This is a genomic window from Telluria sp. ZT3P39 (assembly GCF_059685935.1).
In genome coordinates, this window is sequence record NZ_JCASIH010000002.1 from 347,638 (window position 1) to 373,671 (window position 26,034).

Genomic DNA, 26,034 nt, shown 5'->3' on the forward strand with positions numbered 1-26,034 from the left:
CTCCCTGGAGGCAAGCATGCGATATCTCACTCCCCTATTCCGCGGCGCCTGCGCCTGCCTGCTCGGCACGGCCCTGTTCGCCCATGCGCAGACGCAGCCGCAGACGCAGGGCGACGCCCTGGTCGAACCCGCAGCAGCCCAAAAGCAGGCGCGCGAAATCGCGCAAGGCGACCCCGCCCGCTGGTACCACGAAGATGCGACCAGCCAGGCCAAGCTGCGCACCCTGCAGAAAGAAATGGGCGCGGCGCTGCAGGAGGCAAAGAATGCCTGCAAGCGGATGCCGGCGGCCGAACGCAGCAGCTGCTTGCAGCAAGCACAGGCCGTGTATCGGCGCGATATGGCGCAGGCCAGGGAAGGTGTGGCTGGGCAGACGCCCGAATAGCGAGCACCTGAACTGCCGCGCACCGTCGGGTGGGCGGGTCTCCCATCCAACCGACGAAAACCGGGACGCAAAAAAACGGCGCCCAGTCCATGCGACGCCGCTCAAGCCCCACCATATCGATATCAAGGCGATGTCGTCTCGCCCTTGCGTATCAGTCAGTCCGCGCGCTGCTGGCGGCGCTTGTTCAGGTAATACCCGATCGCGCCCAGCACCAGGGCGGCGCCGGCAGCCTGCTTGCCCATGCGGCGCTGGCGGATGAAATTGAATGCCGCCATACCGTAAGGCATCAGTGCCGACACACTGGTGCCGGTGGGCCGCAGCAAGGCGTCGGCACGTCCCCGCAGCGCCGAGGTGGCGTGGTCGAGCACGCCGTGCAGCATGACCTCGGGATGCGCCGCATGGCGGATCTGGGCCTTGGCGTGGACGACGTTGCTGCGGAAGTACTCGCCTTCGCGCAACAGTTCCTGCTTGCGGATCGCCGGGTCGGTGCTGTGCTTGTGACCGGCCAGTCCGGTTTTTTCGTCATGATTGTGCATGGGTTCCCCTCCTTCGTGGCGCCGCTCAACGCAGCATGTCGCGGTCGTTCTTGAGTTCTTTCATCGTGGCCGGCAAGGCAAGCTTGCCCTGCTTGATCAGCGCCAGGCCCTTGGCCACCAGCACGCCGGTTATGACGAGGAACACGAGGAACATGATCAGGAGGATCTTCCAGCCCATTTCGTCCCAGGCCAGCGCGACGATGGTCGCGGTACCGTAGGCGATGGCGAACCAGATGGCAAGCAATGCCGCCCCGAAGATGGCAACCAGTTCGATGACGTGATTGCGCACATCGGCCAGCTCGAGCGAGGCCAGTTCGACCCGCGATACGACCAGGCCGAACAGGCTCTTCATCAGGCTGGAGATCCCGCCCATGAGGCCGGGGTTATGCAGGACGGTATCGTCTTTTTGCATGGCAGTCCCCGGCGCCGCTTATTGCTTACGGCTCAGCAGGACGCCGAGCAGCAAGCCCACGCCGGCCGCGGCCGCCACGGTGCGCCATGGGTTGTCCTTGACGTAGACGTCGGCTTCGTGGGCCAGCTCGCGGCCTTTTTCCATCGCCTGGTCCTGGTAGTGGCCGGCACGGCCGAGTGCGCGGTCGAGCATTTCCATGCCGCGTTCGCGCAGCTCGTCTGCCTTAACTCCCGACAGCGAGGCGGCGGCGGTCAGCATCGACTGGGCGTCGCGTACCAGCGCCTTGACGTCCGACTGGGCATGCGACAGGTTGCTGTCGAAGGATTGGGCGTGGGCCTGGGATTTGATGGTGCGGGTGGTGTCGTACATGGTTAACTCCGTTGTTATTGATTGGTGAGTGAAATTTGCCCCCCGGCCCGGCCGGGGTGTCGCAGCCTCAGGCCAGCAGGTCGGACATGTCGTCGGCGTGCTCTTCTTCGACGGCCATGATGTCGACCAGCATGGCGCGGGTGGTCGGATCCTTGTCGCCGATCGCGAGAATCATCTGGCGGTAGGATTCGATCGCGACGCGCTCGGCGATCAGGTCGGCGCGGATCATGGCTTGCACGTCTTCGGAATCGTCGTACTCCGCGTGGCTGCGCGCGGTGAGCGTGGCCGGGTTGAAGTTCGGCGAGCCGTTGAGCTGCACGATGCGTTCGGCGATGCGGTCGGCATGATCCTGCTCCTGCTGTGCATGCTCGAGGAACTCGGCCTTGATGTGGCCGGTGTTCGGGCCGCTGACCGTGTAGTAATGGCGCTTGTAGCGCAGCACGCACAGCAGTTCGGTCGCGAGCGCGTCGTTGAGCATGGCGATGACGGCTGCGCGGTCCGCCTGGTAGCCCTCGGTGACGGCGCCGTCATCGAGGTTGGCCGCCGCGCGGCGGATCGCCGCGATGTCGAAGCCATGCGCCAGGTGTTTCGTATCTTCCATGATGTTTCCTTATAACTAGTGGATGCCGGCTTCAGCGTGCGCGTGGCGGAATCTGCGCGCCTTCGTTCGACAGCACGATCTCGACACGGCGGTTGCGCTGGCGGTTGCCGGCGTTATCGTTGGAGGCCACCGGGAACGCCTCGCCATAGGCCTTCATGGCGATGCGGTCGCGCGGCACGCCCATCCCGCCCAGAGCGGAGGCCACGGCCTCGGCACGGCGCTGCGACAGCTCCTGGTTGTACGAGGAGCTGCCGACGCTGTCCGTAAACCCTTCGACCAGCACGGTACGATTCGGGTTCTGTGCCATGACGTCGGCGAGCTTGCGCAGGGTCGACATTCCGTTCGGGGTCAGGCTGGCCTGGTTGGTGGCGAACAGCACGTCGCCGATGGTCACGACATAGCCGCGTTCGGTCTTGACGGCCTGCAGTTCGACCAGGATGGCCTCCAGCATGGCGGCGCGCTGCTGCAGCGCGGCGTTCTGCTCCTGCGTCGCGGCGGCCTGTTGCTGGGCGGCCTGGGCCTGTTGCTGGGCCGACTGGGCCTGCATCTGGGCCTGGGCGGCCTGGGCTTGCGCAGCTTCGGCTTCGCGTTTGGCGCGGTCGGCCTCAAGGGTGCGCGCTTCCAGGCGCATTTCGGTGCGCTGGCGCGAGGCGTCCGCGATGTTCGCTTCCGCCGTCTTGCCCTTGGCCACTTCCATGGCGGTGGCGATGCGCTGTTTGGCCACATAGGCCAGGCGGTCGACATCGCTCAGGCTTTCGCGGCGGGCGGCCGCGGCATTGGCCTGGTCGAGCGCGTCGCTGGCCTGCTTGAACTCGAGCGGCGCATATTGCGACACATACGGGTTGTTATTGGCAGCAACGAAATCGGCGCGCGCCTGGTCCAGGGTTGGCGTGCTCATCGGGGCGGTAGCGCAGGCTGCGGCGAGCACGGCGGCGGCCAGCAGCGACATCGTGGAACGGGTTTTCATGTGCTTGTCCTTTATTCCTGGGCGCCGCGGATGGCGGCGATCGGTGGATGGAACTTCTTCTTCTCAGGCGCTGCCGCGGGCTTGCCGCGGCAACTTGCTCAAGGCTTATTTCTGCGACGAATTGGCGCGGTCGACTTCCTGCTGCAGCACGCGCAGGTCCTCGTTCAGCGCGTTGGCCGCGGCGTTGGACTTGGCCGAATTGGCCTTGCTCTGCGCCAGCTTGGCGTCGGCCTGGGCCTGAATCGCCAGTTCGCGCGCCAGCTTGTAGTCCTTGGCGGCGAGGGCCTGGTTGGCGCGCATCATCTTGTCGCGGGCCAGGTTGATCTCTTCCGGCGCCAGCTCGGCGGCGCCCGCCGACACGGCGTTCTCGACTGCGTTGCGCGACACGGCCACGTCGGCGGTCGCCGGGGCCTTCTGCGGGCTGGCGCAGCCGGCCAGGACCAGCAGGGCAAGCGTGGCGGCTGCCAGTGGGGTGATCTGGTGTTTCTGTTTCATCGCGTTCCTCCTGTGATGAGTCGGGTACTGCAAGCGGATTGAAGTTCTATGGTTGAGTCAATGTCCTTGATAACGTTATAAACCTGTTATCGTCCGCCTTCGGTTCGCTGCCGCACATTGTCCATGCCACGCGGGCCCGCTCAATGGCAGAGCGTTAGGCAGCGCACATTGACCGCATGGGGCTTTGCGCTAAGCTGGACTGAACCACTACCTCATAATGGAAGGACCGCCATGGCCGAGACCCACACGCCGGCGGCGCAGGGCCGGTCTCCGGCGCGCCGCAAGCCGAACAAGAAACTCCTGCTGAGCATCCTCGGCATCCTGGTCGCGATTCCCATCATCGCCATCGTCATCATCCTGACCTTCGACTGGAACCGCGCGCGTCCCTGGATCAATGCCAAAGTCAGCGATGCGATCGACCGCCCGTTCGCCATCCGCGGCAACCTGAACGTGGAATGGGTAAGGCCCGCCAGGACCATGACTCCGGAAGAGCGCAGCTGGCGCGACCACATCCCCTGGCCCCACCTGGTGGCCAACGATGTCCACGTCGGCAATCCGGCCGGCCTCGTGGCCCAGGACATGGCCAGCGTGCGCCAGTTCTCGTTCTCGCTCAACCCCTTCGGCCTGCTCCACCGCACCATCGGCATCCCGCTGCTGCGCTTCGACGGCCCGCGCGTGGACCTGCTGCGCACGGATCGCGAGCACAACAACTGGACCTTCAAGCGCAACGAGGAAAAATCGCGCTGGAACCTCGACCTCGAGCGCGTGGTGCTCACGGAAGGCGTGGTGCACATCAAGGATGCGGTGACGAAGTCGGACGTGACGGCGCTGGTGCGCACGCTCGACCAGGACAAGCGCTACGGGGTCGGCTGGACGCTCGACGGCACGTATAACGGCGCCAGGGTGGCGGGCGGCGGCAAGGCCGGCGCGGTGCTCTCACTCAAGGAGCAGAGCACGCCCTACCCAGTCCAGGGCGAGCTGCGCTCGGGCCGCACCCGCATCGCCGCGGAAGGCACGGTCACGCGCCCGGCGAAGCTGGAAGGGATCGACCTCAAGCTCGAGCTGGCCGGCGCCAGCATGGACCAGCTATACAAGTTCACCGGCATCGTGCTGCCGACCACGGGTCCGTTCTCGACGTCGGGGCGCCTGATCGGCACCCTCGGCGGGAACCGCAGCCGCTGGGTCTACGAGGGCTTCAAGGGCAAGGTGGGGTCGAGCGACATCGGCGGCCGCCTCGAATACGCCAGCGGTTCGCCGCGCCCCAAGCTGTCGGGCAACGTGCGCTCGAAGCAGCTGGTGTTCACCGACCTGGCGCCGCTGATCGGCGCCGATTCGAACGCGGCCAAGAAGGAGCGCAATGCCGACGCGGTGCAGCCTTCCGGCAAGGTGCTGCCCGTCGAGGAATTCAAGACCGAGCGCTGGAACAAGCTCGATGCCGACGTGCGCTACGCCGCCGACCGCATCGTCCGCGATACCGCCTTCCCGATCAGCAAGCTGTCGACCCACCTGAAGATGCAGGACGCGGTGCTGACCTTGGCGCCGCTGGAATTCAGCATGGCCGGTGGCACGGTGCGCTCGAACATCCGCCTCGACGGCCGCGGGCGCGAAGGTCCCAAGGCGATCAAGGCCCAGGCCAAGGTGGCCGCGCGCAATATCGAGATCGCCAAATTGTTCCCCAGGATCGAGCAGATGAAGGCCACGGTCGGCAATATCGACGGCGAAGCCAACCTGACGGCGCAGGGCAATTCGGTAGCCAGCCTGCTGGCCGGGTCGAACGGCGAACTCAAGACCCTGATCAGCAAGGGGCAAGTGAGCAAGATGCTGCTCGAGATGATGGGACTGAACGTGGCCAATATCGTGATCACCAAGCTGTTCGGCGACAAGCAGGTGCAGCTGAACTGCATGGCCACCGATTTCGCGGTGACCAACGGCATCGCGCGCACCCGCACCTTCGTGGTCGATACCCAGGAAGCCCTGATCACGGTGACCGGCGCCATCAACCTGGCCGACGAGCAGATGGACCTGCGCATCGATCCGAAGACCAAGGCGGTGCGCATCTTCTCGCTGCGCTCGCCGCTGTATGTGCGCGGTCCCTTCAGCAACCCCGACGTCTCGATCGACAAGGGCGTGCTGGCCATGAAGGCCGGCGGCGCCGCCCTGCTGGCCGCGGTGGCCGCACCGATCGCCGCGCTCATCCCCCTCATCAATACGGGCCCGGGCGAGAGCACCGACTGCGCCCGCCTGCTGGCCGTGGCACGCGAAAAGCCACAGGCCCCGCCACCGGGCAAGGTCCAGCGCCGCTGACGCCCCTCTCGCCCACGAGCGGCTTGCTTGTGGGCGAGAAAAGTTTGCTGAACTGTTACTTGTCGAACAGACCAGCTCGGCTAGAAGCACTATTCTGCACTCATGGACTCGACAAACACCCTGGCAACATGAAGCGATTCGGATGCACGACTACCCTTCTGGCCATGCTGGCCCTGGGCCAGGTCGCGGGGTGTGCGATGTCAGGCAGCGTTGGACCGGCGGCACAAACCGTCGACGACGCCACCATCACCGCGGGTGTCAAGGCCGCCATCGTGCGCGATCCTGCGCTGACGGTAACCGAGATCGGTGTCGAGACCGAGCAGGGCGTAGTACAGCTGAGTGGCTTCGTAAGCTCGGCGGATAGCGTGGCGGCCGCAGCGTCGGTTGCACGTACCGTTAAAGGCGTGAAATCGGTCAGGAATGACCTGCGCTTGAAATAACCCACCATTTAGGAGATTACTATGAAAACCATCAAACAACTGATCGTTACCGCATCGCTGGCAACCGTGGCCCTGGGCCTGACCGGCTGCGCCGGCATGTCGCAGCAGGACAAGAACACCGCCATCGGCGCCGGCGCCGGTGCAGTGGTCGGCGGCGTGCTGACCGGTGGCAGCCCAGTGGGCACCGTTGGCGGCGCAGCTGTCGGCGGCGTGATCGGCAACCAGGTCAACAAGACCAACTAAGCAGTACCCCCCAAGAGCGACACGAGAAAGCCCGGCTTGCCGGGCTTTTTTGTTTGTGGGTTACTGGGATTTGCCGCAGATCGTAGGGTGGACAGGTCTCCTGCCCGCGCGTTCAAATCACGCATCCGTCCCGGCGGGTGCGCACAATAAAAAACGCATGCGTTTCAATATACGCATGCGTCGCGGTACCTCATCCGATGGTTGAACGCGCGGGCGGGGAACCCGCCCACCCTACATGAAGCTGAGCGCGGGCTGCGCGCCCGCCTCCTTGACGATCTCATAGCAGGTGCACGACGCTGCCGCCAGCCCTTCTGGATCGAGGATCTCGATATTCCCCCGGCTATAAATGATCAGCCCCTGCTGCTGCAGCGCGCTGGCCGCCTTGGTCACGCCGACCCGCCGCACCCCGAGCGCGTGCGCCAGGAATTCGTGCGTGAGATGGAACTTGTCCGACTGCAGCCGGTCGCGCGTGATAAGCAGCGACCTCGCCAGCCGCGCTTCCAGTACGTGGAAGCGGCTGCACACGGCGATCTGGATCGCCTGCGCCAGCTGGGTATCGGTATAGCGGTACAGCACCCGCTGCAAGGCGGCGTTGCGCGCGACCTCGGTGCGAAAGCGCGCGCTGTCCATGCGGCTGGCACTGCCGGCGCGCTGTACGACGGCGCGTACCTGGGTGGTGTCGTGGCCCAGCGCGACGGTGGCGCCGACCATGCCTTCGCGGCCCACCAGGCCGACCTCGAGCGTCATGCGGCCCTCGGCCACGCCCATCAGGGAAATCAGGCAATCGTGGGGAAAATAGATGTAGTGCAGCGGGTCACCCGCTTCGCACAGCACGTCGCCGACCTCGACCTTCACGGGGTCCAGCAGCGGCAATACCTGCGCCAGTTCCTGCGGCGGCAGCGCGGCCAGCAGCAGGTTGCTGTTGTGCTCGACGATCTGCGGCGGTACGGCAAAATTCATTGGATCCTCGGAGTGAGACTGCATGGTGCAAACCGTTGATCGGTGTGTTGGATACATTTGCAAACAATTTTAGTCAGCGTAACCGTGCCCCTGCGCGCGAGTATGTACGGTGACGCACGGAACCCCCTGTTGTTCCTGAGGACAATCGAGTAATGAACAGGCCGCCTGACGTTTGCACGCCGGGCCCACACAAGACCAACCCGAAAGGACGCACATGAACACTTCCCCCAACCCTCACGCACGGGGCCGCCTTCACCCCATGATGATCCTGGCCGCGCTCGCGGTGCTGCTGTTCTGCCTGGTCGGCACGGCGGCGATCCTCGGCTGGATCCCGTCGTCGATCGGCGGCACCTCCGAGCGCCAGCTGAGCGACGCCGACCGCCTGGCCCTGGCCTCGACCCTGCCGCAGGGCGCGCAGCCGGCCCCGGGCCTGGCCGTGGCCGCGCCGAGCCAGCTGGCGCAGGGCTATGTGCAGCCAGCGCCTGCCCCGGCCCCGGCCCCGTCGAACTACCAGCCGCAGGCCTACGCCCCGGCGCCGGTGCGCGTGTATGACGAGCCGGCCAGCAAGCCTGCGCCGAAAGCCGTGCAACTGGCGGCCGCCGACAACGGCCGCAACTGGTGCTCGAACTGCGGCAACGTGGAATCGGTCCGCGCCATCAAGCACCGCGCACAAGGCAGCGGCCTGGGCGCGGCGGGTGGCGCCGTGCTGGGCGGCCTGCTGGGCAACCAGGTGGGCAGCGGTTCCGGCCGCACCATTGCCACCGCGGCCGGCGCCATCGGCGGCGCCGTGGTCGGCAACCAGGTCGAAGGCAACATGAAGGCCACCACCACCTATGAAATCCGGGTGCGCCTGGATGACGGCAAGGTGCGTACCTTCAACCAGAGCAACCCGCCCGCATGGCGCAGCGGCGACCGCGTCAAGATCGTCAAGGGCCGCCTGCGCTCGGTTGCCTGATCCAGGTCGGCTTGCATGAAACAGGCCGGGTTTCCGCAAGGAGCCCGGCCTTTATTACTTCTGAATAATTTTCTGAATTGCAATGTGCGCCATCGCACGGAATTATTGCTGAGCTAACCCGACAATGGAAACACGCGAACAATGCGTGCGGTGCAGACAATAACCATTCGAGGGGGAACGCATCATGAACAGCATGGCGTGGATTGGGATCATCATCTGGGGCGTGGTCGTGGCAGGTTTCGGCTTGCTGTCGGCGCCGCCTCCAAGCGACCTGCCCTCGGGCTCGCTGCAGCCGCACGACGTCGTCTTCCTGGTGGCGGGCGGACTCGTGACCTGCCTGATCGGCTTCACCGGCCTGCTCGGCTTCATGGGCTGGATTCCGGGCTTGAGCAAGGACAAGCGCTGCGCCTAAATGCGCAATGCGTACGCCATCGAACAGAGGCCATCAGTAAGGCTGGCCATACTGGAATCACGGCGCCAAAGCGCGTAATTCGAGTGAGGACATAATCATGCTTTACACAATCGCTGTCATTCTGATCGTCCTGTGGCTGCTCGGCCTGGTGACCTCGTACACCATCGGCGGCTTCATCCACATCCTGCTGGTCGTCGCCGTCATCATGATCCTGGTGCGCCTGATCAGCGGACGGGGCATATAGCCCTTGCCACTATTTCGACCTACCCGATCCGTTTCGCAGTCGCTTCCCCGCGGGTGCGATTCCGAAACGGATTTTTGCTTATTTCGTAAGGAGAAAACCATGCATACCAAACTCACCAAATCGGCGATTGCCGCCACCATCGTCCTCATGACCGCCACCGGTTGCGCCGACATGAGCCCGACCCAGCGCGGCACCGCGCAAGGCGCCGGTATCGGCGCTGGCCTGGGCGCCATCCTTGGCGCCACCACCAGCGGCGGCGGCGGCGGCCGTGCGGCCAAGGGCGCGGCGATCGGCGGCGCCCTCGGCGCGGTCGCCGGCAACATCTGGTCCAAGCGGATGGAGCAGCAGAAGCAGGCCATGGAACAGGCCACCCGCGGCACCGGCGTGCAGGTCAGCCAGACCTCCGACAACCGCCTGAAGCTCGAGATCCCGAGCGACGTCTCGTTCGACACCGGCCGTTCGGACATCAAGTCCAACTTCCAGCCGGTGCTCGACCGCTTCGCGTCCACGCTGCAGGAAAACCCGGCCACCACCGTGACCATCATCGGCCACACCGACAGCACCGGCACCCCGGACATCAACCAGCCGCTGTCGGTCGACCGCGCGGCGCGCACCCGCGACTACCTGTCCAATCGCGGCGTGAACCCGAATCGCATCACGATCGAAGGCCGCGGCGAGCGCGAGCCGATCGCCTCGAACAACGATGCATCGAGCCGCGCGCGCAACCGCCGCGTCGAGATCTACGTGGCCGAGCGCGGCCAGGGCTAAGCACCCGCCCTCGCCCGTTCCTATCCAAGGCCGGCTTTGCCGGCCTTTTTCATTGGCACAACTTCGCAACGTCGGGGTTTACGCTCCAGCCTGCCGCAACGACGTCCCTGTTCAAACCATAACGCTCCCACCCCGTCCCATCACCTGCATTTATGCCTGTCGTAAATAACTAACAAGTCATTAAACAAATGTTAAGCAGATTTGACTTTTGTTTAGCGGAAATGTTTTGATGCTGCCCTCGGGTGAATATTCACACTTTTGCCGGAGAGTCGATCAACAAGTAAGACACCGCTCCGCAGAGCGGAGTGGTCGTGTTTCAGAAGTTTTGGAGAGATTTTGTCTAAGCATCAGCAACTCGTAGTCAAGCGCAGCGTCATCGCTGTCGCCATGGCGCTGGCTACCACCAGCACCGCATTCGCCCAACAAGACGTGCAAGCATCGGTCCAGAAAGTCTATGTCACCGGTTCGAACATCAAGCGCGCCGACAAGGAAGGCTCTTCCCCGGTCGCCACCCTGAACGCCAAGCAGATCGCCGCCACCGGCGCCAACACCGTGTCGGAACTGCTGCATGCGATCCCGGCCTTCGGCTCGGGCACCTCGAACGACATCACCGACGGCAGCTTCTCGAAAGGCGCATCGACCGCCTCGCTGCGCGGCCTCGGTTCGTCCTCGACCCTGGTCCTGCTCAACGGCCGCCGCATCACCGCCTCGGCCTACGCCGACCCGAACCAGGGCAAGTCGGCCGTGTATGACCTGAATACCATCCCGGTGTCGGCCATCGAACGCGTCGAGATCTTCAAGGATGGCGCATCGGCCGTCTACGGCTCGGACGCCATCGCCGGCGTGATCAACTTCATCACCAAGAGCAACTTCCAGGGCAAGGAACTGACTGCATCGACCAGCGCCAACGACAACCTCGAATTCGCCCGCCGCAACCTGAGCGGCGTTCTGGGCTTCGGCGACCTGGAAGAAGACCGCTACAACGCCTTCCTGAGCTTCGACATCGCCTCGCGCGACCGCACCGCGATCCGCGACGCCCGCGACGTCAAGCAGCATATGTACGCCGACATCAACGCGCGCCTGAACGAATACGGCAGCTATGTCTCGAACCAGCCCTTCTTCTTCCGCGAGCGCACCGCCGGCGCGCGCAATTTCGCCACCACGCTGGCCAACGGCGCGGACATCATCAACCGCCTTGGGTGCGACGCGTCGAACCAGGTCACGGGCGACCGCGCCAGGCACAACCTGACCGCGACTTCGCTGCTGAACGGCCGCACCTTCTGCAACTACGACGTCTGGAACAACTACGAAGCCCAGAGCAAGGGCAATGACGTCAACCTGCTGGGCAAGCTGACCTACAAGCTCAGCCCGGATGTCACCGCCTTCCTCGAGACCGGCGTCACCCGCACCGAGCGCCAGTACACCGGCAACTCGTCGACCATCTCGTCGACCTCGCCGGTCACCGTGTTCCGCACCAACGGCCTGCCGAGCGACTACCAGCTGATCCTGCCGGCCGGCCATCCGGACAACCCATGGTCGACCTCGCGCGCGGCAATCGCCTACCGCTTCTCCGGCATCGACGGCGGCTCGAAGAACGTGAACTCGGCTGCGCGCATCCTGGCCGGCCTGAAAGGCACGAGCGGCCGCTTCGACTGGGAAACCGCCCTGCTGGTCAACCGCAGCGAGCGCACCGAGACGATGCGCGGCATGCTGTACCGCCCGACCATCGACCGCATCATCAGCGAAGGCCGCACCCTGGCCCAGACCGCAGCCGATCCAAGCGCAGCGCGTGACGTGGTGAACAAGGGCTATGCCCAGGTCGCCCAGTTCGACGCCAAGGCATCGACCACCCTCGGCGCCCTGGCAGGCGGCGACATCGGCCTGGCCTTCGGGGGCGAAATTCGTCAGGAAAAGCTGTCGATGACCCCGGACCTCCAGACCCAGAGCGGCAACATCATCGGCCTGGCCAACTCGCTGGTCAACGGCAGCCGCGTCGTGAAATCGGCCTTCGTCGAACTGCGTACGCCGTTCACCAGGAACTTCGAGATGGACTTCGCCGGCCGCTACGACAAATATCCGACCGAGTCGAGCTTCGTGCCGAAGGTGGGCGCCAAGTTCGTCGTCAGCGACGCCTTGAGCTTCCGTTCGTCGTACGCCGAAGGCTTCCGCGCCCCTGCCCTGTCGCAGATCGCCGAAGGCGGCGTGCAGTCGTTCTCGACGGTCGTCGACACCGTGCGCTGCCCTGACGGCAAGAACCCGCTGCCGGGCGGCGATTCGTCGGACTGCTCGCGCCGCATCTCGTCGATGTCGAAGGCCAACCCGAACCTGAAGCCGGAAACCTCGAAGAGCTTCTCGTTCGGCGCGATCATCGCCCCGACCAAGAGCATCGACCTGCTGGTGGACTTCTACAAGATCCGCAAGGAAGACGAAACCGCCCTGCTGTCGGCCGGCTACGTGATCGACCACCCGGACCTGTACCCAGGCCTGGCGATTCGCGACACCAACCCGGCCAACCAGCTGACCAATGCGGCCGGCCAGCCGATCGCGGGCACCGGTCCCGTGAGCGCGGTCAACCGCTACTACGTGAACCAGGGCGCCACCGAGACCTCGGGCCTGGACTTCGAACTCGCACACCGCCTGAACCTGGGCGAGAACGGCCGCCTGACCACGAAGCTGGACTGGTCCTACGCGCTGACCTTCAAGCGTTCGGAGCGTCCGGGCGAAGTCGAAGCCAACGTCGTCGGCAGCGCCGGCGGCTACTCGGACTGGGCCACCACGGTCGGCGACATCCCGCGCCACCGCGCCAGCCTGTCGAGCAACTGGTCGCGCGGCGCCCACTCGCTGACCGGTTCTGTGGACTTCGTCTCGCCGGTGTCGCTGCTGCGCCGTACCGACGACGACGTCACCTACCCGGTGCCATACTGCCACTACGGCAAGGGCCAGCCGGCCGGCGCCTACAGCCTGGGCGGCCTGGAAAAGTTCAGCAACTGGGTGAGCGACTGCTCGATCCCGGAATGGACCACCTTCCACGTGTCGTACTCGTACACGGGCTTCAAGAACTGGACCCTGTCGGGCAATATCAAGAACCTGTTCGATACCGCGGCGCCGTATGATCCGCGCTACCCGAACGAAGGCTTCAACACTCAGCTGCACAATGCAATGGGCCGTTACTTCCGCGTGAGCGCAAGCTACAAGTTCTAATCGAACCTGTAGCGTGAAATGAAAAGCCGCCTGGTGTGAACCGGGCGGCTTTTTTTGTTGGGGAGGATTATCGTCGGGTCAGGTCGTTTCCGTGAACGCCAGATACAGCTCACGCGCCCGGCGCGCCACCGGCCCCGCCTCCATCGTGTGCTCCTCGAAGCGCGTGCACGGCGTCACCTTGCCGTAATTCCCGGTGCTGAAAATCTCGCGCGCGCTCAAAAGCTCCTCCGGCTTCACGACGCGCTCCTGCACGGTCACGCCTTCCGACGCCAGCAGCGCAATCACCCGCGCCCGCGTGATCCCCGCCAGGAAGCTGCCATTGAGCTTCGGCGTCACCACGGAACCATCTTCCGCCACGATGAACAAATTCGAGGACGCGAATTCCGCCACATTGCCCTCGGCATCGAGCACGATCGCCTGGTCGAAGCCGCGCGCCTTGGCTTCGCGCATCGCGCGGGTCGAGTTGGCGTACAGGGCCGAGGCCTTGGCGTCGGTCGGGGCCATGGTCGGCTGCGGACGGCGCAGGGTCGACAGGCAGGCGGAGAAGCCGGCGAACGGCGGCAGCGGCGCATCGAACAGGGTCAAGGCGAACTGGCTGGCCTCGGGCACGGGAATCAGGAAACCGTCGGTGCCGAACACCAGCGGGCGGATATACAGTTCGGCATCCGCCGGGAATTTGGCCACGCCTTCGCGCACCAGCGCTTCCATCTCGTCGACGGTCAAAGGGCAGCGCAGGCCGAGTTTCTCGGCCGACGTAATGACGCGTTCCAGGTGCGGGCGCAGGTCCGGCAGCTTGCCGCTCATTGCGCGGGCGCCGTCGAATACCGACGAGCCGAGCCAGAGGCTGTGGTCCATCGCGCCATACAGCGGAACATTACCTTCGTTCCAGTTGCCGTTGAAGTAAGTCAGGTACATGGGTTCCCCAAAAGTTCGTGTATTGCACAGCGCTCCAGTGTAACCGAGAGGCTATTCCATTGTTCGGTGGCGTACCAAGTTTGGCTGATGACTCGCGTACACTAGGGCTTTCACGGCCAACATTGCCTATGCTCGACATTCTCGAACGGATCGATCCCGACAGCGAACGTATTGACCTGCTGGTCGACCTGGTCGATTGCCTGCGCCCGCGTCACCGCTGGGTGTGGCAAAAACCGGACGATCCTGCGCAGGCCGTGCGTACGCTGACCCAGCTGCTCAAGGGTAATCCGGACCAGGCCTGGTCGCTGCGCCACTACATCACGACCCTGCTCGAGAAGCGCCGCCACACCAGCCTGTACAGCGACATCGGCATCCTGTCCAACGACGGATTCGTTACCGAACTCAAACGCCGCATCACCTACCGCTTCCTGCCGCCGGCGCTCAACGACCTTTACCTGTCGGACGCGCTCAACCAGGTCTTGTACGCCGAAAACGACTACGAGTGGATCCGCGCGGTGCCCAACGCCGACTGGATGGATCTGTTTGACGTGATCGCCGACGCCCCGCCTCCGCTGGACCGCCTCGGCGGACCGACGCAGCCCGACCGCGCGCGCTACGTCACGGTGGTGGGCATTCTGGACGCAATCCGCACCCTGTCCTGCCGCGTCTGCGCGCTGGGCCTGGAGCCGCGCCTGGTGCACAGCTACAGCGAGATCGAATACTTCGACTCGCCCTTCCTGATGCAGAACATCGAGGTCAACCACTACCTCGACGAATACGGCCGTTTCCTCGACGGCAAATGCAGCGAGCCCGAGCCGGCCCGCCACCTCTTGGTGATGCTGGACCAGTGCGAAGACGTGGTGCTCAAGATCCGGCGCGGCGCGCGAAGCAGCGGCACCAGCGTGGCGCTGACCTACCTGCTGGTGGCCCTGCAGCAGAGCATCGACCGCCTGCACAAGCTGCTCTACCTGGTGGACGTCAGCGGCGAGCTGCCCTCCGCCCCGACCGTGGACCTGGACGCCGTGGCCAGCTCGGTCGCGACCGCCGGCGGCACCGTGGCCAGCGACCGGCGCCTGGCCGCCATCGCCCTGGCCGAAGAACTGATCGAAGCCCACAACACCAAATACCAGGTGCGTGGCCTGATGCGCGCCAACGTCGACCTGCTGGCGCGTAACGTCACCGAAAACGCCAGCCGCACCGGCGAGCACTACATCGCCGAAACCCGGCGCGCCCTGCGCCACATGTTCACGGCCGCCGCCGGCGCCGGCTTCATCGTCGGCTTCATGGCGATGTTCAAGATCATGCTGGGCTACCTGCGCACCGCGCCGCTGGTCGAGGCCTTCCTGTTCAGCATGAACTATTCGCTCGGCTTCATCCTGATCTACGTGCTGCACTTCACGGTGGCGACCAAGCAGCCCGCCATGACGGCCCAGCACATCGCCGCTTCGCTGCAGAATGCCGAGAACGGGCGCGGGATCGACGTCGACAGCCTGGCGATCCTGGTCAACAAGGTGTTCCGCACCCAGATCGTAGCCGTGCTCGGGAACGTGGCGCTGGCCTTCCCGGTGGCCTGGGCGATTGCGGTCGGCTACAAGGCCATCAGCGGGCGCCACATGGTCGATCCGGCCAAGGCCCACCACCTGCTGGCCGATATCGATCCGTTTGGCGGACCGGCGCTGTTCTACGCGGCGATCGCCGGCATCTGGCTGTTCGTGGCCGGCCTGATCTCGGGCTACTACGACAACAAGGCGCTCTACACCCGCATGGGCCAGCGCGTGCGCCAGCTGCGCGGCCTGCGCCGCCTGATGGGCGAAGCGCGCCTGGGGCGCTTTGCCGACTATGTCGAGGACAATCTCGGCGGCCTGATGGGTAATTTCTTCTTCGGTTTCATGCTGGGCATGACCGGCACCATCGGCTACCTGCTGGGCCTGCCCCTCGACATCCGCCACGTGACCTTCTCGACGGCGAATTTCGCCACCGCCCTGGTCGGCCTGGAATACCAGCTGCCGGCCGACGCCATGCTCAATGCCGCGGCCGGGGTGGCGCTGATCGGCGCCGTCAACCTGTGTGTGAGCTTCGGGCTGGCGCTGTGGGTCGCCATGCGCGCCCGCAAGATCCGCTTCAAGCGCGGCATCCTGCTGGTGCAGGCCCTGGGCCGGCGCCTGCTGGCCGCACCGCTCGATTTTTTCCTCGGTCCAAAAGACCTTCTTCCAAGTATCGAACAACGCAGCGAACTCATCGTGAGGGACACGAAATGAACAACCAACGCCCGGCCAGAATGCTTGCCTTCCTCGCCTTCGTCTGCGCCCTTGCCTCGTGCAAGACGCTGCCCGATGCCGATTCGCTGCCGGACGCGCCGATCAAGCGTACCCCGACGGTGGCGACCCAGCGCGGCATGCTCGACGCCAGGCAGGCTTCGCAGCTGCTGTCCAAGCGCTGGTCGAACGCCACGGCCGACCTCAAGCAGCTGGCCGTGCTGGAGGAACAGGCCACGGGCGCCCCGCTCATCCCCGGCAACAAGGTGACATTGCTGTTCGACGGCCCGGCCACCATGCGCGACATGATGAATGCGGCGCGCGAGGCGAAAAGCTCGATCAACCTGGAAACCTATATCTTCGACCAGGACCCGGTCGGCCTCGAATTCGCCGAGGTCCTGATCGAGAAGCAGCGCCAGGGCGTGGCGGTGAACATCATGGCCGACGGCGTCGGCACCCTGGCCACGCCCAAGGAATTCTTCGAGCGCCTGCGCGCGGCCGGCATCAAGGTCCTGATCTTCAACCCGGTCGACCCGACCAAGCGTCCCGGCAACTGGCAGCTGAACAACCGCGACCACCGCAAGATCATGATCGTCGACGGCAAGGTCGGCTTCACCGGCGGCATCAACATCAGCGAGACCTATGCCAACAGCTCGCTGTTCCGTTCGAAGAAGAAGGCCGGCACGGCCGACAGCAAACAGGTCGGCTGGCGCGACACCCATATCCGCATCGAGGGCCCGGCCGTGGCCACGCTGCAGTGGGCCTTCATCGACAACTGGGTGCGCCAGGATGCGGGCGAGCTGCCCCAGGTCGACTACTTCCCGCGCCTGGCCCCGGTCGGCGACAAGGTGCTGCGCGTGCTGGCCACCACGCCCGACCGCGATTCGGAAATCTACAAGTCGCTGATGATCGCGATGAACGAATCGAAGAAATCGATCCACATCACCTCGGCCTATTTCGTGCCGGACCAGCAGATCGTCGACGCCCTGATCGCGGCCGCCCGGCGCGGGGTGGACGTCAAGCTGGTGCTGCCGGGCGTCTCGGACCACGACCTGATCAAGTACGCGGGCCAGGCCTTCTACGACCAGCTGCTGGCGGGCGGCGTGAAGATCTTCCAGCTGCAGGTGGCGGTGCTGCATGCGAAGACCGCGGTGATCGACGGCATCTGGTCGACCATCGGCTCGGCCAACATCGACCGCCGCAGTTTCATCCACAACTATGAACTGAACGTGGTGGTGCTCGACCCCGCCTTCGGACAGGCGATGGAGAGTGCCTTCAGCGAAGATCTGCGCGATTCGAAAGAGATCACGCTGGAGCAGTGGAAGCACCGGCCGTGGAAGGACCGGCTGCGCGAGTGGATGGGGCGGTTAGCGGAATATTGGATTTGATTCGTAGGGTGGGCGGGTCTCCCGCCCGCGCGTTCAAGCAGCGTATGAAAAGCCGTAACGTGATTTTCAAAGGATTGTTGAACGCGCGGGCGTTTGTCATTCCGGGCATTGCCCGAAATGCCCCCGCCCACCCTACGGAACCCGTCGACTCGACCGCTACAAGCCCGCCGCCATCAAGCCATCGTTATGCGCCGTCCACACATTCCCGCTGCGCAGAAATTTGTCGGTATCGACCAGCTCGAAATGACCGTGCACCGAATCCCACCCGTAGCGGTCGATCTCGACCTTCTCCGACTCCACCCGCACGACATTGAATGAATTCACCTCCCCGCGCCCGCGGGTCGAGGTTGCCGTGCCGGCCTGGATCACCAGCGCCGCATATTCCCTGATCTGGTAGCGCTCGGCCGTGCTGCCCGCGTGGCTGGCGTGCATGTGGCCGCCCATCAGGATGTCCACGCCGCTTTCCGCGAACGCCTTCATCGCCCGCGGCGCCCGGTCGACCAGGTCGCGGTCCTCGAAGTGGTCGGGCAAGTCGAAGGGATGATGCCCCACCACGATGCGCGTGACGGAGGCCGGCACGCCGGCCAGCTGCTGCCGGATCACGGCCAGCTGCTCGCGGCTCACGCGGCCATCCTTGATGGTCAGCGAGCGCGCGGTGTTCACGCCCACGACCGCGATCTCGTCGTCGATATACACCGGGTCGAGGTCGTCGGTGATGTAGCGCTTGTAGCGCTCCAGGGGCTTCACGAAGCGGCGGAACACGTTGTACAGCGAGATGTCATGGTTGCCTGGCACGATGATCTGCGGCCCCGGCAAGGTGTCCAGGTAGGCCCGCGCTTCCTCGAACTGCTCGGCCTTGGCGCGCTGGGTCAGGTCGCCGGAGACCACCAGCACGTCCGGGTCGATGTGCTCGATGAGTGTGCGCAAGGGCGCGAGCAACGCAGGGTCGACGCGTCCGAAATGCAGGTCCGACAGGTGTACGAGTGTGCGCATCCGTTTTCCTCAATGGTTCACATATCCTGGGGCTCGACCGGCGCCCCTTCGCGCCGTGCCCGCGCGCGGCTGCGCCGGTTGAAGGTGGCGGTGCCGGCGACGCAGATCGCCAGCCAGCCGCAGCCCTCGGCGGCGGCGGCCAGCACGTCGGACAGATAATGGACCCCAAGATACATCCTTGAGAACGCGACCGTCGCCACCATGAGCAGCGCCAGCACGAAGGGCAGCACCCTGCCCGTCCAGCTGCGCGCATGGCGCGATGCATAGCAGGCGATGAAGCCATACAGCACCGTGGCCGCCATGGTATGTCCGCTGGGGAAGCTGTAGGTAGTCAGTTCCAGCAAGGGCTCGGCGAATTGGGGGCGCGCGCGCGCGAAGGTGTGCTTCAGCACCACGTTCAGCACCAACCCGCCCGGGACGGCGCTGGCCAGCGTAATCACCCAGTAACGGTGCCCGCGCCGGACAAGCCAGGCGCCGGCAATGAGCGCCAGCACCAGGATGCCCGGCGTGCTGTGCACCTGCGTCACCGCCATCAGGAACTGGCGCAGGCCGCCGTTGGCGCGGGCATGCGCGTGCAGCCAGTTGGCCACTTCCACATCCAACTGCGTGATCGGCGCGCCGGTGACGACGGCGCCGGCAAGCTGGGCGAAGACGGCGGTGGCGATGACCAGCATCGCGATGCCGAGGGTCAGGTGCAGGCCGTATTCGCCTTCGGGCGAGAAGCGGTCGGCGGCGAAGCGGTGGAGTCGGGGGCGGAGTTTGGTCGGCATACGCCTCGATATAGGGCCAGTTGGCGAAAAAACTACAGAAATAAATTTTTACTGTACATCCGAACAGTAACTGTGGATTCATACAGTAGTTATGCTATTCTTTAGTTACTCCAACGAATTTAATAAAAGGAAAACGCAACATGACCACTCTGAACAGCTCCTTCGGCCTGGAATATGCCCCTGTCCCTTTTATGCTGCGCATTGGCCAGCGTGAACTCCTGATCACCCGCGACTTCCGCAAGCGCTTCTATGCGGTGAACCCGGTCATCGAATGCGATACCGGCATCGAAGCTGGCCACGTGGAAATCCTGCTGTTCCGCCGCTGGCTGCTGATCCTGTCGAAGGCACACTGAACCACGCCAGATCGCAGCTTGGCGGACGAATTAAAATCCGCATATTGTTAAGCGAATAAATTCGTTCCTTCAGGGGGAACTGAGCCGTAGTCTACAGGTTCCAAACTGCCCTCTGAAAGAACGACATGCTCCGCAAAACTTTCCTGCACTCGCTGGCCGCAACCGCGCTGCTGGCACCGCTGCTTGCTGCAAGCCCAGCCTTTGCCGCGGACGTCACCCTGCTCAACGTGTCCTACGACCCGACCCGTGAGCTCTACCAGGATATCGACGCCGCCTTTGCCCGCCACTGGAAAGCCAAGACCGGCGACAGCGTCACGGTCAAGCAATCGCACGGCGGTTCGGGCAAGCAGGCGCGGGCCGTGATCGACGGCCTGCCGGCCGACGTGGTCACCCTGGCGCTGGCCTATGACATCGATGCCATCAGCGAAAAAGGCCTGATCGCGCAGAACTGGCAGCAGCGCCTGGCGCATCGCAGCGCGCCCTACACCTCGACCATCGTGTTCCTGGTCCGCAAGGGCAACCCGAAAGGCATCCGCGACTGGGCCGACCTCGTCAAGCCGGGCGTTGCCGTCATCACCCCGAACCCGAAGACCTCCGGCGGCGCACGCTGGAACCACCTTGCTGCCTACGGCTACGCCCTGCGCCAGCCGGGCGGCTCGCCCGCCAGCGCCAAGGATTTCCTGGGCAAGCTCTACAAGAACGTGCCGGTGCTCGATTCGGGCGCGCGCGGCGCCACCACCACCTTCGTGGAGCGCGGCATCGGCGACGTCCTGCTGGCCTGGGAAAACGAAGCCCTGCTCGCCCTGCGCGAACTGGGTCCGGGCAAGTTCGAGATCGTGGCGCCTTCGCTGAGCATCCTGGCTGAGCCGCCGGTGGCCGTGGTCGACAAAACGGTGGACAAGCGCGGCACCCGTCCGGTGGCGCAGGCCTACCTCGAGTTCCTGTACAGCGACGAGGGACAGGAGATCGTCGCCAAGAACTATTACCGCCCGGTGACCGAGCGCTTCGCCAAGAAGTACGCGTCGCAATTCCCGAACATCAAGCTGTTCCCGATCACCGAACTCGGTGGCTGGACGCAGGCGCAGAAGGCCCACTTTGCGGACGGTGGGCTGTTTGACCAGATTTATGCGCCGGGGAAGTAAGGTCGCACACCTTGCTTCACCTTAGCCCGCAGGGTGGGCAGATCCATCGGTAACGACCCGATAGATCCTATTTGCGGCCTTCACCCCGCCCCGGCGGCTGGCTCGACAGGAAGTCGGTGTCTTCCTCGGTCAGCGGCAGGTCGGGGATGCTGATGATCTGGTCGGTGTCGATATCGGCGCCGTCCTTGGCCACCGTATCGCGCCCGGCCGAGGCGCGTTCGCCGGTGCCGCCCATGTCGCTGTCGCCCGAGAAGTTGGCGTCGCCGACATCGGGGCCGGCGGTGCCGTCGGCGTGGCTCGCTTCCATGTCGGAGGTGGTGCCGGTGTCGAAGTCGAGAATCTGGTCGGGATCGAGTGCATCGGCAAAGCCGGGGCCGCCGACGACGTCGCTGCCGGTATCGGAAATATCGCTCGGGCCCAGGGCGCCGATGCCATGTCCTTTGCCGAGACTGCGGTCCGGGCCTTCCGGGAAGTTGTCCGGATCAAGTGTGCTGCTGCCTGTCATGTTGCCTCCAAAACGTTAATGAGCCATAGCACTCAGGCTACCGTTTTTTGCAACATTGCGTCGCCGCGCACGCCTGGGGGATGCAGAGGGCGTGCGGCTCAGAAGCCGCGCCGCATCCCGACGTTGATCGCGCCGCCGCCACCCGCGCGGATGCCGGCATCCTGCAGGCCGCCGGTATGCCGGATGTGCGAATAGGCCGCGTAGAAATCCATCCGGCGCGACACCGCATAGGTGGCCCCGATCGCCAGTTGGCGCGCGTCGCGGTTGGCCGGGTCGCGGTCGTTCTTGCGGATGAAGGACGCCAGCAGCGTGGTGGCGTGGCCCAGCGGTACGGCCACGCCCGCCAGCACGTCGCGGCTGTTGGTCGACAGGGTCGTGGAAATGACGCCGGCGCCGTAGGGATTATCCGGATTGAACAGCGGCGAGCTGCCCCAGCCGCGGTTGGCGCTGTAGGCGGCGTAGGCCGTGCCCCAGCCGAGCCGCAGGTTGGCGGCGATGATGGAATTCTTGGCCGCCATGCTGATGCCGGTCTGGTCGTAGCGGGTGATCTTGGCGACGTTGCGGTTCTGGTGCGCCGCGCGGATCGTGAACGGGCCGGCGTTCAAGCCCACCGTCATGCCCCAGGCGCGCCCGGAAGGCGAGCCGTCGATGTCGCCCTTGCCCCAGGACGAACCGGCCATGAAGTTGCTGTACCTGCCTTCGTAGTTGACGCTGTCCTCAAGGCGGCGCGCGCCTGCGGCGCCGGTGGCGTTGCCGGCCAGGCCGCCGTGGAAGGGGTCGCCGACATCCTTCAGCGCCTCGTAGTCGAGCGTGTACTGGCGGCCGACCGTCAGGATGGAGGCTTCGCTTGCGCGCCGGGTTTCCGCTTCCTGCGCGGTTTCGCGCATGAAGATCGCCGGCGCATCGCTCGGAATATTTCTCGCGTTTTGCGCGGCCACGGTCTTGCCGCCGGCTCCAGCAGGCGGCGCGCACCCGGTGGTGCAATCAGCTTCTCTGGCTACCCCGGCAGGTGCGTTCGCTACTACAGCAGCGACATCCTGGGCCGAGGCGCAAGCCGCACTCGCTCCGAGTACGGCGCATGCGACGATGGACATCTTCATGGCGTCATTCCCTCTCTGAAGCTCAGTTATCCGCTTCTTCGACGAACTGATCTGTCTAATAACGCACATAAAACAGCACCGGGCAGGCAAAACCGATGCAGCGTGCAAGGCCGAGCAGAACATTCCCAGCCATGGCTTGTTCTACACCGTAGAATGAGCGGGCACAAGAGGCTTTCACAAAATTCGAGGAGACCGATGAAAACAACTTCCCTTTCCCTGCCCGCCCTGGCGCTGGCGCTGTGCGCCACGCTGGCGCCCCTGCCCTCGCTGGCCCAGGAGACCGGCAAGAGCGCGCCGATGGCGCATGTGGCCTGGTCGAAGAACGCGAACATCTACGAAGTCAACATCCGCCAGTACACCAGGGAAGGCACGTTCAACGCGTTTGCCGCCCACCTGCCGCGCCTGCGCAAGATGGGTGTCGACGTCCTGTGGCTGATGCCGGTGCAGCCGATCGGCGTGAAGAACCGCAAGGGCACGCTGGGCAGCTATTACGCGGTGCGCGACTACACCGCCGTCAATCCCGAATTCGGCACGATGGACGACTTCAAGCGCCTCGTGAAACAGGCCCAGGGCCTGGGCATGCATGTGATCCTCGACTGGGTGGCCAACCACACCGCCTTCGACAATCCCTGGACCGTCCAGCACAAGGACTGGTACCTGAAGGATGCCAAGGGCGAGATCTTCCCGGTCACCTACACGGAAGGCGCGGAGCCCGAATACTGGACCGACGTGACGGGCCTGGACTGGAAGCAGCCCGGCCTGTGGAAAGGCATGAGCGACGCGATGGCCTTCTGGGTACGCGAGGCCGGCATCGACGGCTTCCGCTGCGACGTCGCGGCCAAGGTGCCGACCGCCTTCTGGGAACAGGCTAGAGCCGAGCTGGAGAAGATCAAGCCGGTCTTCATGCTGGCCGAGGCCTGGCAGCCCGAGCTGCACAACAAGGCCTTCGACATGACCTATGGCTGGGACACGGTCACCATCTTCAAGGACATCGCCAAGGGCAAGGCCGACGCCAAAACCCTGCGCGCGCTGCTGGAAAAGCCGCCGGTCGCCTATCCGGACCACGCCTACCGCATGCGCTTTACCAGCAACCACGACGAGAACTCCTGGCATGGCAGCGACAAGGAGCATTACGGCCCGGCCTTCAAGGCGATGGCGGTGCTGGCGGCCACGCTGCCCGGCATGCCCTTGATCTACGGTGGCCAGGAAGCGGGCCTGGACAAGCGCATCGAATTCTTCGAGAAGGACCCGATCGAGTGGAAGGGCTATCCGCTGGCGCCCTTCTACGCGGGGCTGCTCAAGCTCAAGCACGACAACCGCGCGCTGTGGAACGGACAATATGGCGGGCCGGCCGAGGTGCTCGATACCGGCAACGACAAGGTGTTCGCATTCCGGCGCGAGAAGGATGGCAACCGGGTGCGGGTGGCGGTCAATCTGACCGGGGCGACGCAGCAATACAGCCTGCCGGGGGGCGGTTCCAAACGCTCGCTGGGGGCGTGGGAGTATGTGATCGATGCGGCCGTGAAGTGAGGCGTGGCAGCTGCAGCGTCGCCTCCCGACCCAGGCAGCCGGCCCCCTAGGCCGATGCCGCCAGTGCGACCCCGTTCTTGCCGGTGCGCTTGACCGCATACATCGCGTGGTCGGCGCGCGCCAGCCAGGCATCCAGGTCCGGCTTGTCCTGCGGCGCGTGCAGCGCCACGCCGATGCTGGCGCCCACCGTCACGGTGGCGGTGCGCAGCACGAAGGGTTCCTTCAGGCGCACCAGCAGCTTGCGCGCGGTGTCTTCGGCGTGCGCTGCATCGGTCAGCATCTCCAGCACCACGACGAATTCGTCGCCGGCCAGGCGCGCCACCATGTCGGTCTTGCGCACGCCCTGCAGCAGGCGCTGGCCGAACTGGCGCAGCAGCTCGTCGCCCTCTTCGTGGCCGTGGTTGTCGTTGACGGCCTTGAAGCCATCCATGTCGAGGAACAGCAGCGCACTCGGACGTTCCACGCGCCGCGCGCGGCTCATGGTCTCGGGTAAGGCCTCGAGCAGCGCGCGCCGGTTCGGCAGGCCGGTGAGCACGTCGCGCAGCAGCAGCGCCTGGAGTTCGGCGGTGCGTTCGGCCACGGCGGCCTCGAGCCGCTCGTTCAGGGCGATCAGGGCTTCGCGGTGATTGGTTTCGCTGCGCACCAGGTCGCGCATGGTGCTCGACAGGATCTGCGCCTCCAGGAAGCCGTCGATCCGGGGAATCGGGGGCGGCTGCTTGCCGGCGTCGGTGGCCGCCGTCACGCGCTCGATCGCTTCGCGCAGCACCGCCATCGGGCGCGTCAGGCGGCGCGCCAGCACGACCGCGGCGCAGGCCAGCACAAGCCCCAACAGCGCGCTCCAGCCAAGCATGCGCGCCTTCAGGTCGACCGCGCTTTCCAGCGCCCTTTCCTCGGTCTGGCGCACCAGCACGGTCCAGCGCAGCGAGGCCGGGTCGAGGATGTCGCCGGTCTGGCTGTAGCCGGTCAGGTAGGCACGGCCGTCCGGCCAGACTTCCCGCAGCGACCCGGTCATGCCCTTCTGCGCCAGGCGCAGGCTGGTGGTATCGAGCTTGTGCTCGACCAGCGACTGGGGCCCCAGCATGACGGTGCCGTCGTCGCGGATGACCAGGATCTCGGCCCCGTATTCGCGCAGCGCCGGCGTGAGCAGCGTGCGCGCATGGCGGCGCGCCCATTCCCAGCTCAGGTGCATGCCCAGCACGCCCACCGGCTTGCCCTTGCCGTCCACGATGGGGCCGGACACGTCCACGAAGCGCCACGGATCGGGCGTCCTGGGCAGGATTTTTTCGAGCAGGACGGCGGGATGGTAATCGGTCGCGCGCACGCCCTGGATGCCGGCCACGAACCATGGCCGCTTGCCCACGTTGGCGCCTTCAAGCATGCTGCCGGTGGCGGCGGTCACGGCGCCGTCGATGTCGGCAATGCCGATCCAGGCGTAGTCGGGAAAGGTGCCCTGCAGGCTTTCCAGCACGGCGCGCGCTTCTTCGGGATTCCTGGCGTGCCGCACCTGCGGCAGCTGGGTCAGCAGCCTGGCGTCGCCGGTGGCCTGCTCGATCACGCGGTTGAGCGAGTCGCGCATCTGCCAGGACAGCTGCTGCAGGCGCAGCTCGGCTTCCTCGGACGACTGGCGCACGGCGAAGTGGTTGACCAGCGTCAGCTGCAAGGCGACGGTCAGGGCCACGGTCGCACACACCGCCAGGGTCATCAGGCTGGTCAGCCGCAGTTTGCCGAAGAAGCTGGTCATGGACGAAAAATCAAGCCGGGGAGTTCAATTGTCGCACATTGTAACTAGCTTCC

Annotated in this window: 27 protein-coding genes; 14 read left to right on the forward strand and 13 right to left on the reverse strand. The window is 65.1% G+C overall.

The genetic code is table 11. From position 1 onward, the window contains the following. Window positions 1–16 precede the first annotated feature (16 nt). Window positions 17–382, forward strand: a complete 366-nt coding sequence (locus tag AC56LR_RS03835) for a hypothetical protein (protein WP_497127638.1) — start codon at window positions 17–19, stop codon at window positions 380–382. A gap of 155 nt (window positions 383–537) precedes the next feature. On the opposite strand, the gene AC56LR_RS03840 is transcribed toward AC56LR_RS03835, so the two are convergent. From AC56LR_RS03840 to AC56LR_RS03865, 6 genes are all read right to left on the reverse strand, one after another. Continuing rightward, window positions 538–918, reverse strand: a complete 381-nt coding sequence (locus AC56LR_RS03840) for a hypothetical protein (RefSeq protein ID WP_497127641.1) — start codon at window positions 916–918, stop codon at window positions 538–540. A 25-nt stretch (window positions 919–943) separates the two neighbouring features. Continuing rightward, window positions 944–1,330, reverse strand: coding sequence for a phage holin family protein (locus AC56LR_RS03845; RefSeq protein ID WP_497127643.1), 387 nt, complete (start codon window positions 1,328–1,330; stop codon window positions 944–946). Between the two features lie 18 nt (window positions 1,331–1,348). Beyond that, window positions 1,349–1,699 carry an ElaB/YgaM/YqjD family protein gene (locus AC56LR_RS03850; protein WP_497127645.1) on the reverse strand — a complete coding sequence of 117 codons (351 nt, stop codon included), beginning with the start codon at window positions 1,697–1,699 and terminating at the stop codon, window positions 1,349–1,351. A 67-nt stretch (window positions 1,700–1,766) separates the two neighbouring features. Next, window positions 1,767–2,300: a ferritin-like domain-containing protein gene (locus AC56LR_RS03855; RefSeq protein ID WP_497127648.1), complete on the reverse strand. Its 534-nt coding sequence runs from the start codon at window positions 2,298–2,300 to the stop codon at window positions 1,767–1,769. 31 nt (window positions 2,301–2,331) lie between these two features. Continuing rightward, window positions 2,332–3,267: an OmpA family protein gene (locus AC56LR_RS03860; RefSeq protein ID WP_497127650.1), complete on the reverse strand. Its 936-nt coding sequence runs from the start codon at window positions 3,265–3,267 to the stop codon at window positions 2,332–2,334. A 105-nt stretch (window positions 3,268–3,372) separates the two neighbouring features. After that, the gene (locus AC56LR_RS03865) at window positions 3,373–3,762 is read right to left on the reverse strand and encodes a DUF4398 domain-containing protein (protein ID WP_497127652.1); all 390 of its coding nucleotides are present in this window, start codon (window positions 3,760–3,762) and stop codon (window positions 3,373–3,375) included. 231 nt (window positions 3,763–3,993) lie between these two features. On the opposite strand from AC56LR_RS03865, the gene AC56LR_RS03870 reads away from it, so the two are divergent. The 3 genes from AC56LR_RS03870 (at window position 3,994) to AC56LR_RS03880 (ending at window position 6,749) form a co-directional block, all read left to right on the forward strand. Further along, the gene (locus AC56LR_RS03870; RefSeq protein ID WP_497127655.1) at window positions 3,994–6,066 is read left to right on the forward strand and encodes an AsmA family protein; all 2,073 of its coding nucleotides are present in this window, start codon (window positions 3,994–3,996) and stop codon (window positions 6,064–6,066) included. A gap of 128 nt (window positions 6,067–6,194) precedes the next feature. Then, entirely contained in the window at window positions 6,195–6,506 is a 312-nt protein-coding gene (locus AC56LR_RS03875; protein ID WP_497127657.1) for a BON domain-containing protein, read from the forward strand. A gap of 21 nt (window positions 6,507–6,527) precedes the next feature. After that, complete coding sequence (locus tag AC56LR_RS03880) at window positions 6,528–6,749, forward strand: YMGG-like glycine zipper-containing protein (protein ID WP_171084329.1); 222 nt, start codon at window positions 6,528–6,530, stop codon at window positions 6,747–6,749. A gap of 231 nt (window positions 6,750–6,980) precedes the next feature. On the opposite strand, the gene AC56LR_RS03885 is transcribed toward AC56LR_RS03880, so the two are convergent. Beyond that, entirely contained in the window at window positions 6,981–7,709 is a 729-nt protein-coding gene (locus tag AC56LR_RS03885) for a Crp/Fnr family transcriptional regulator (RefSeq protein WP_497127659.1), read from the reverse strand. A gap of 214 nt (window positions 7,710–7,923) precedes the next feature. On the opposite strand from AC56LR_RS03885, the gene AC56LR_RS03890 reads away from it, so the two are divergent. The 5 genes from AC56LR_RS03890 to AC56LR_RS03910 all read left to right on the forward strand — a co-directional run bounded on the left by AC56LR_RS03890 (window position 7,924) and on the right by AC56LR_RS03910 (window position 13,289). Then, the gene (locus AC56LR_RS03890; RefSeq protein ID WP_497127661.1) at window positions 7,924–8,664 is read left to right on the forward strand and encodes a glycine zipper 2TM domain-containing protein; all 741 of its coding nucleotides are present in this window, start codon (window positions 7,924–7,926) and stop codon (window positions 8,662–8,664) included. A 184-nt stretch (window positions 8,665–8,848) separates the two neighbouring features. Further along, the gene (locus AC56LR_RS03895) at window positions 8,849–9,076 is read left to right on the forward strand and encodes a hypothetical protein (protein ID WP_497127664.1); all 228 of its coding nucleotides are present in this window, start codon (window positions 8,849–8,851) and stop codon (window positions 9,074–9,076) included. A gap of 97 nt (window positions 9,077–9,173) precedes the next feature. After that, the gene (locus AC56LR_RS03900; protein ID WP_020652694.1) at window positions 9,174–9,320 is read left to right on the forward strand and encodes a lmo0937 family membrane protein; all 147 of its coding nucleotides are present in this window, start codon (window positions 9,174–9,176) and stop codon (window positions 9,318–9,320) included. A gap of 99 nt (window positions 9,321–9,419) precedes the next feature. Beyond that, window positions 9,420–10,088 (forward strand): YiaD family glycine zipper/OmpA-like lipoprotein, encoded by a 669-nt coding sequence (locus AC56LR_RS03905; protein ID WP_497127667.1) that lies wholly within the window; start codon window positions 9,420–9,422, stop codon window positions 10,086–10,088. Window positions 10,089–10,424: 336 nt separating this feature from the next. Then, complete coding sequence (locus AC56LR_RS03910; RefSeq protein ID WP_497127670.1) at window positions 10,425–13,289, forward strand: TonB-dependent receptor domain-containing protein; 2,865 nt, start codon at window positions 10,425–10,427, stop codon at window positions 13,287–13,289. 78 nt (window positions 13,290–13,367) lie between these two features. Here the strand turns inward: AC56LR_RS03910 and AC56LR_RS03915 are convergent, their stop codons facing one another. Beyond that, window positions 13,368–14,204: a branched-chain amino acid aminotransferase gene (locus AC56LR_RS03915; RefSeq protein WP_497127672.1), complete on the reverse strand. Its 837-nt coding sequence runs from the start codon at window positions 14,202–14,204 to the stop codon at window positions 13,368–13,370. 128 nt (window positions 14,205–14,332) lie between these two features. Here AC56LR_RS03915 and AC56LR_RS03920 point away from each other — a divergent pair, with 128 nt between their 5' ends. Together AC56LR_RS03920 and cls are read left to right on the forward strand one after the other, a co-directional pair. Next, window positions 14,333–16,462 carry a site-specific recombinase gene (locus AC56LR_RS03920; protein ID WP_497127674.1) on the forward strand — a complete coding sequence of 710 codons (2,130 nt, stop codon included), beginning with the start codon at window positions 14,333–14,335 and terminating at the stop codon, window positions 16,460–16,462. Next, the gene (gene cls / locus AC56LR_RS03925) at window positions 16,459–17,847 is read left to right on the forward strand and encodes a cardiolipin synthase (protein ID WP_497127677.1); all 1,389 of its coding nucleotides are present in this window, start codon (window positions 16,459–16,461) and stop codon (window positions 17,845–17,847) included. Before AC56LR_RS03920 ends, cls begins: the two co-directional genes overlap by 4 nt. A gap of 156 nt (window positions 17,848–18,003) precedes the next feature. On the opposite strand, the gene AC56LR_RS03930 is transcribed toward cls, so the two are convergent. After that, the gene (locus AC56LR_RS03930) at window positions 18,004–18,840 is read right to left on the reverse strand and encodes a metallophosphoesterase family protein (RefSeq protein ID WP_497127679.1); all 837 of its coding nucleotides are present in this window, start codon (window positions 18,838–18,840) and stop codon (window positions 18,004–18,006) included. Window positions 18,841–18,857: 17 nt separating this feature from the next. Next, window positions 18,858–19,610, reverse strand: coding sequence for a phosphatase PAP2 family protein (locus tag AC56LR_RS03935; RefSeq protein ID WP_497127681.1), 753 nt, complete (start codon window positions 19,608–19,610; stop codon window positions 18,858–18,860). 140 nt (window positions 19,611–19,750) lie between these two features. Here AC56LR_RS03935 and AC56LR_RS03940 point away from each other — a divergent pair, with 140 nt between their 5' ends. Together AC56LR_RS03940 and AC56LR_RS03945 are read left to right on the forward strand one after the other, a co-directional pair. After that, on the forward strand, window positions 19,751–19,963 hold the full coding sequence (locus tag AC56LR_RS03940) for a hypothetical protein (protein WP_497127683.1): 213 nt from the start codon (window positions 19,751–19,753) through the stop codon (window positions 19,961–19,963). Window positions 19,964–20,088: 125 nt separating this feature from the next. Then, window positions 20,089–21,105, forward strand: coding sequence for a sulfate ABC transporter substrate-binding protein (locus tag AC56LR_RS03945; protein ID WP_497127685.1), 1,017 nt, complete (start codon window positions 20,089–20,091; stop codon window positions 21,103–21,105). A 67-nt stretch (window positions 21,106–21,172) separates the two neighbouring features. Here the strand turns inward: AC56LR_RS03945 and AC56LR_RS03950 are convergent, their stop codons facing one another. Together AC56LR_RS03950 and AC56LR_RS03955 are read right to left on the reverse strand one after the other, a co-directional pair. Continuing rightward, a complete protein-coding gene (locus AC56LR_RS03950; protein ID WP_497127687.1) occupies window positions 21,173–21,610 on the reverse strand; it encodes a hypothetical protein in 438 nt (145 codons plus the stop codon). Between the two features lie 98 nt (window positions 21,611–21,708). After that, window positions 21,709–22,710, reverse strand: coding sequence for a porin (locus AC56LR_RS03955; protein ID WP_497127689.1), 1,002 nt, complete (start codon window positions 22,708–22,710; stop codon window positions 21,709–21,711). Window positions 22,711–22,905: 195 nt separating this feature from the next. Here AC56LR_RS03955 and AC56LR_RS03960 point away from each other — a divergent pair, with 195 nt between their 5' ends. Next, window positions 22,906–24,240, forward strand: a complete 1,335-nt coding sequence (locus tag AC56LR_RS03960; RefSeq protein WP_497127691.1) for an alpha-amylase family glycosyl hydrolase — start codon at window positions 22,906–22,908, stop codon at window positions 24,238–24,240. Window positions 24,241–24,286: 46 nt separating this feature from the next. On the opposite strand, the gene AC56LR_RS03965 is transcribed toward AC56LR_RS03960, so the two are convergent. Then, the gene (locus AC56LR_RS03965) at window positions 24,287–25,981 is read right to left on the reverse strand and encodes a diguanylate cyclase domain-containing protein (RefSeq protein ID WP_497127693.1); all 1,695 of its coding nucleotides are present in this window, start codon (window positions 25,979–25,981) and stop codon (window positions 24,287–24,289) included. Between the last annotated feature and the right edge of the window lie 53 nt (window positions 25,982–26,034).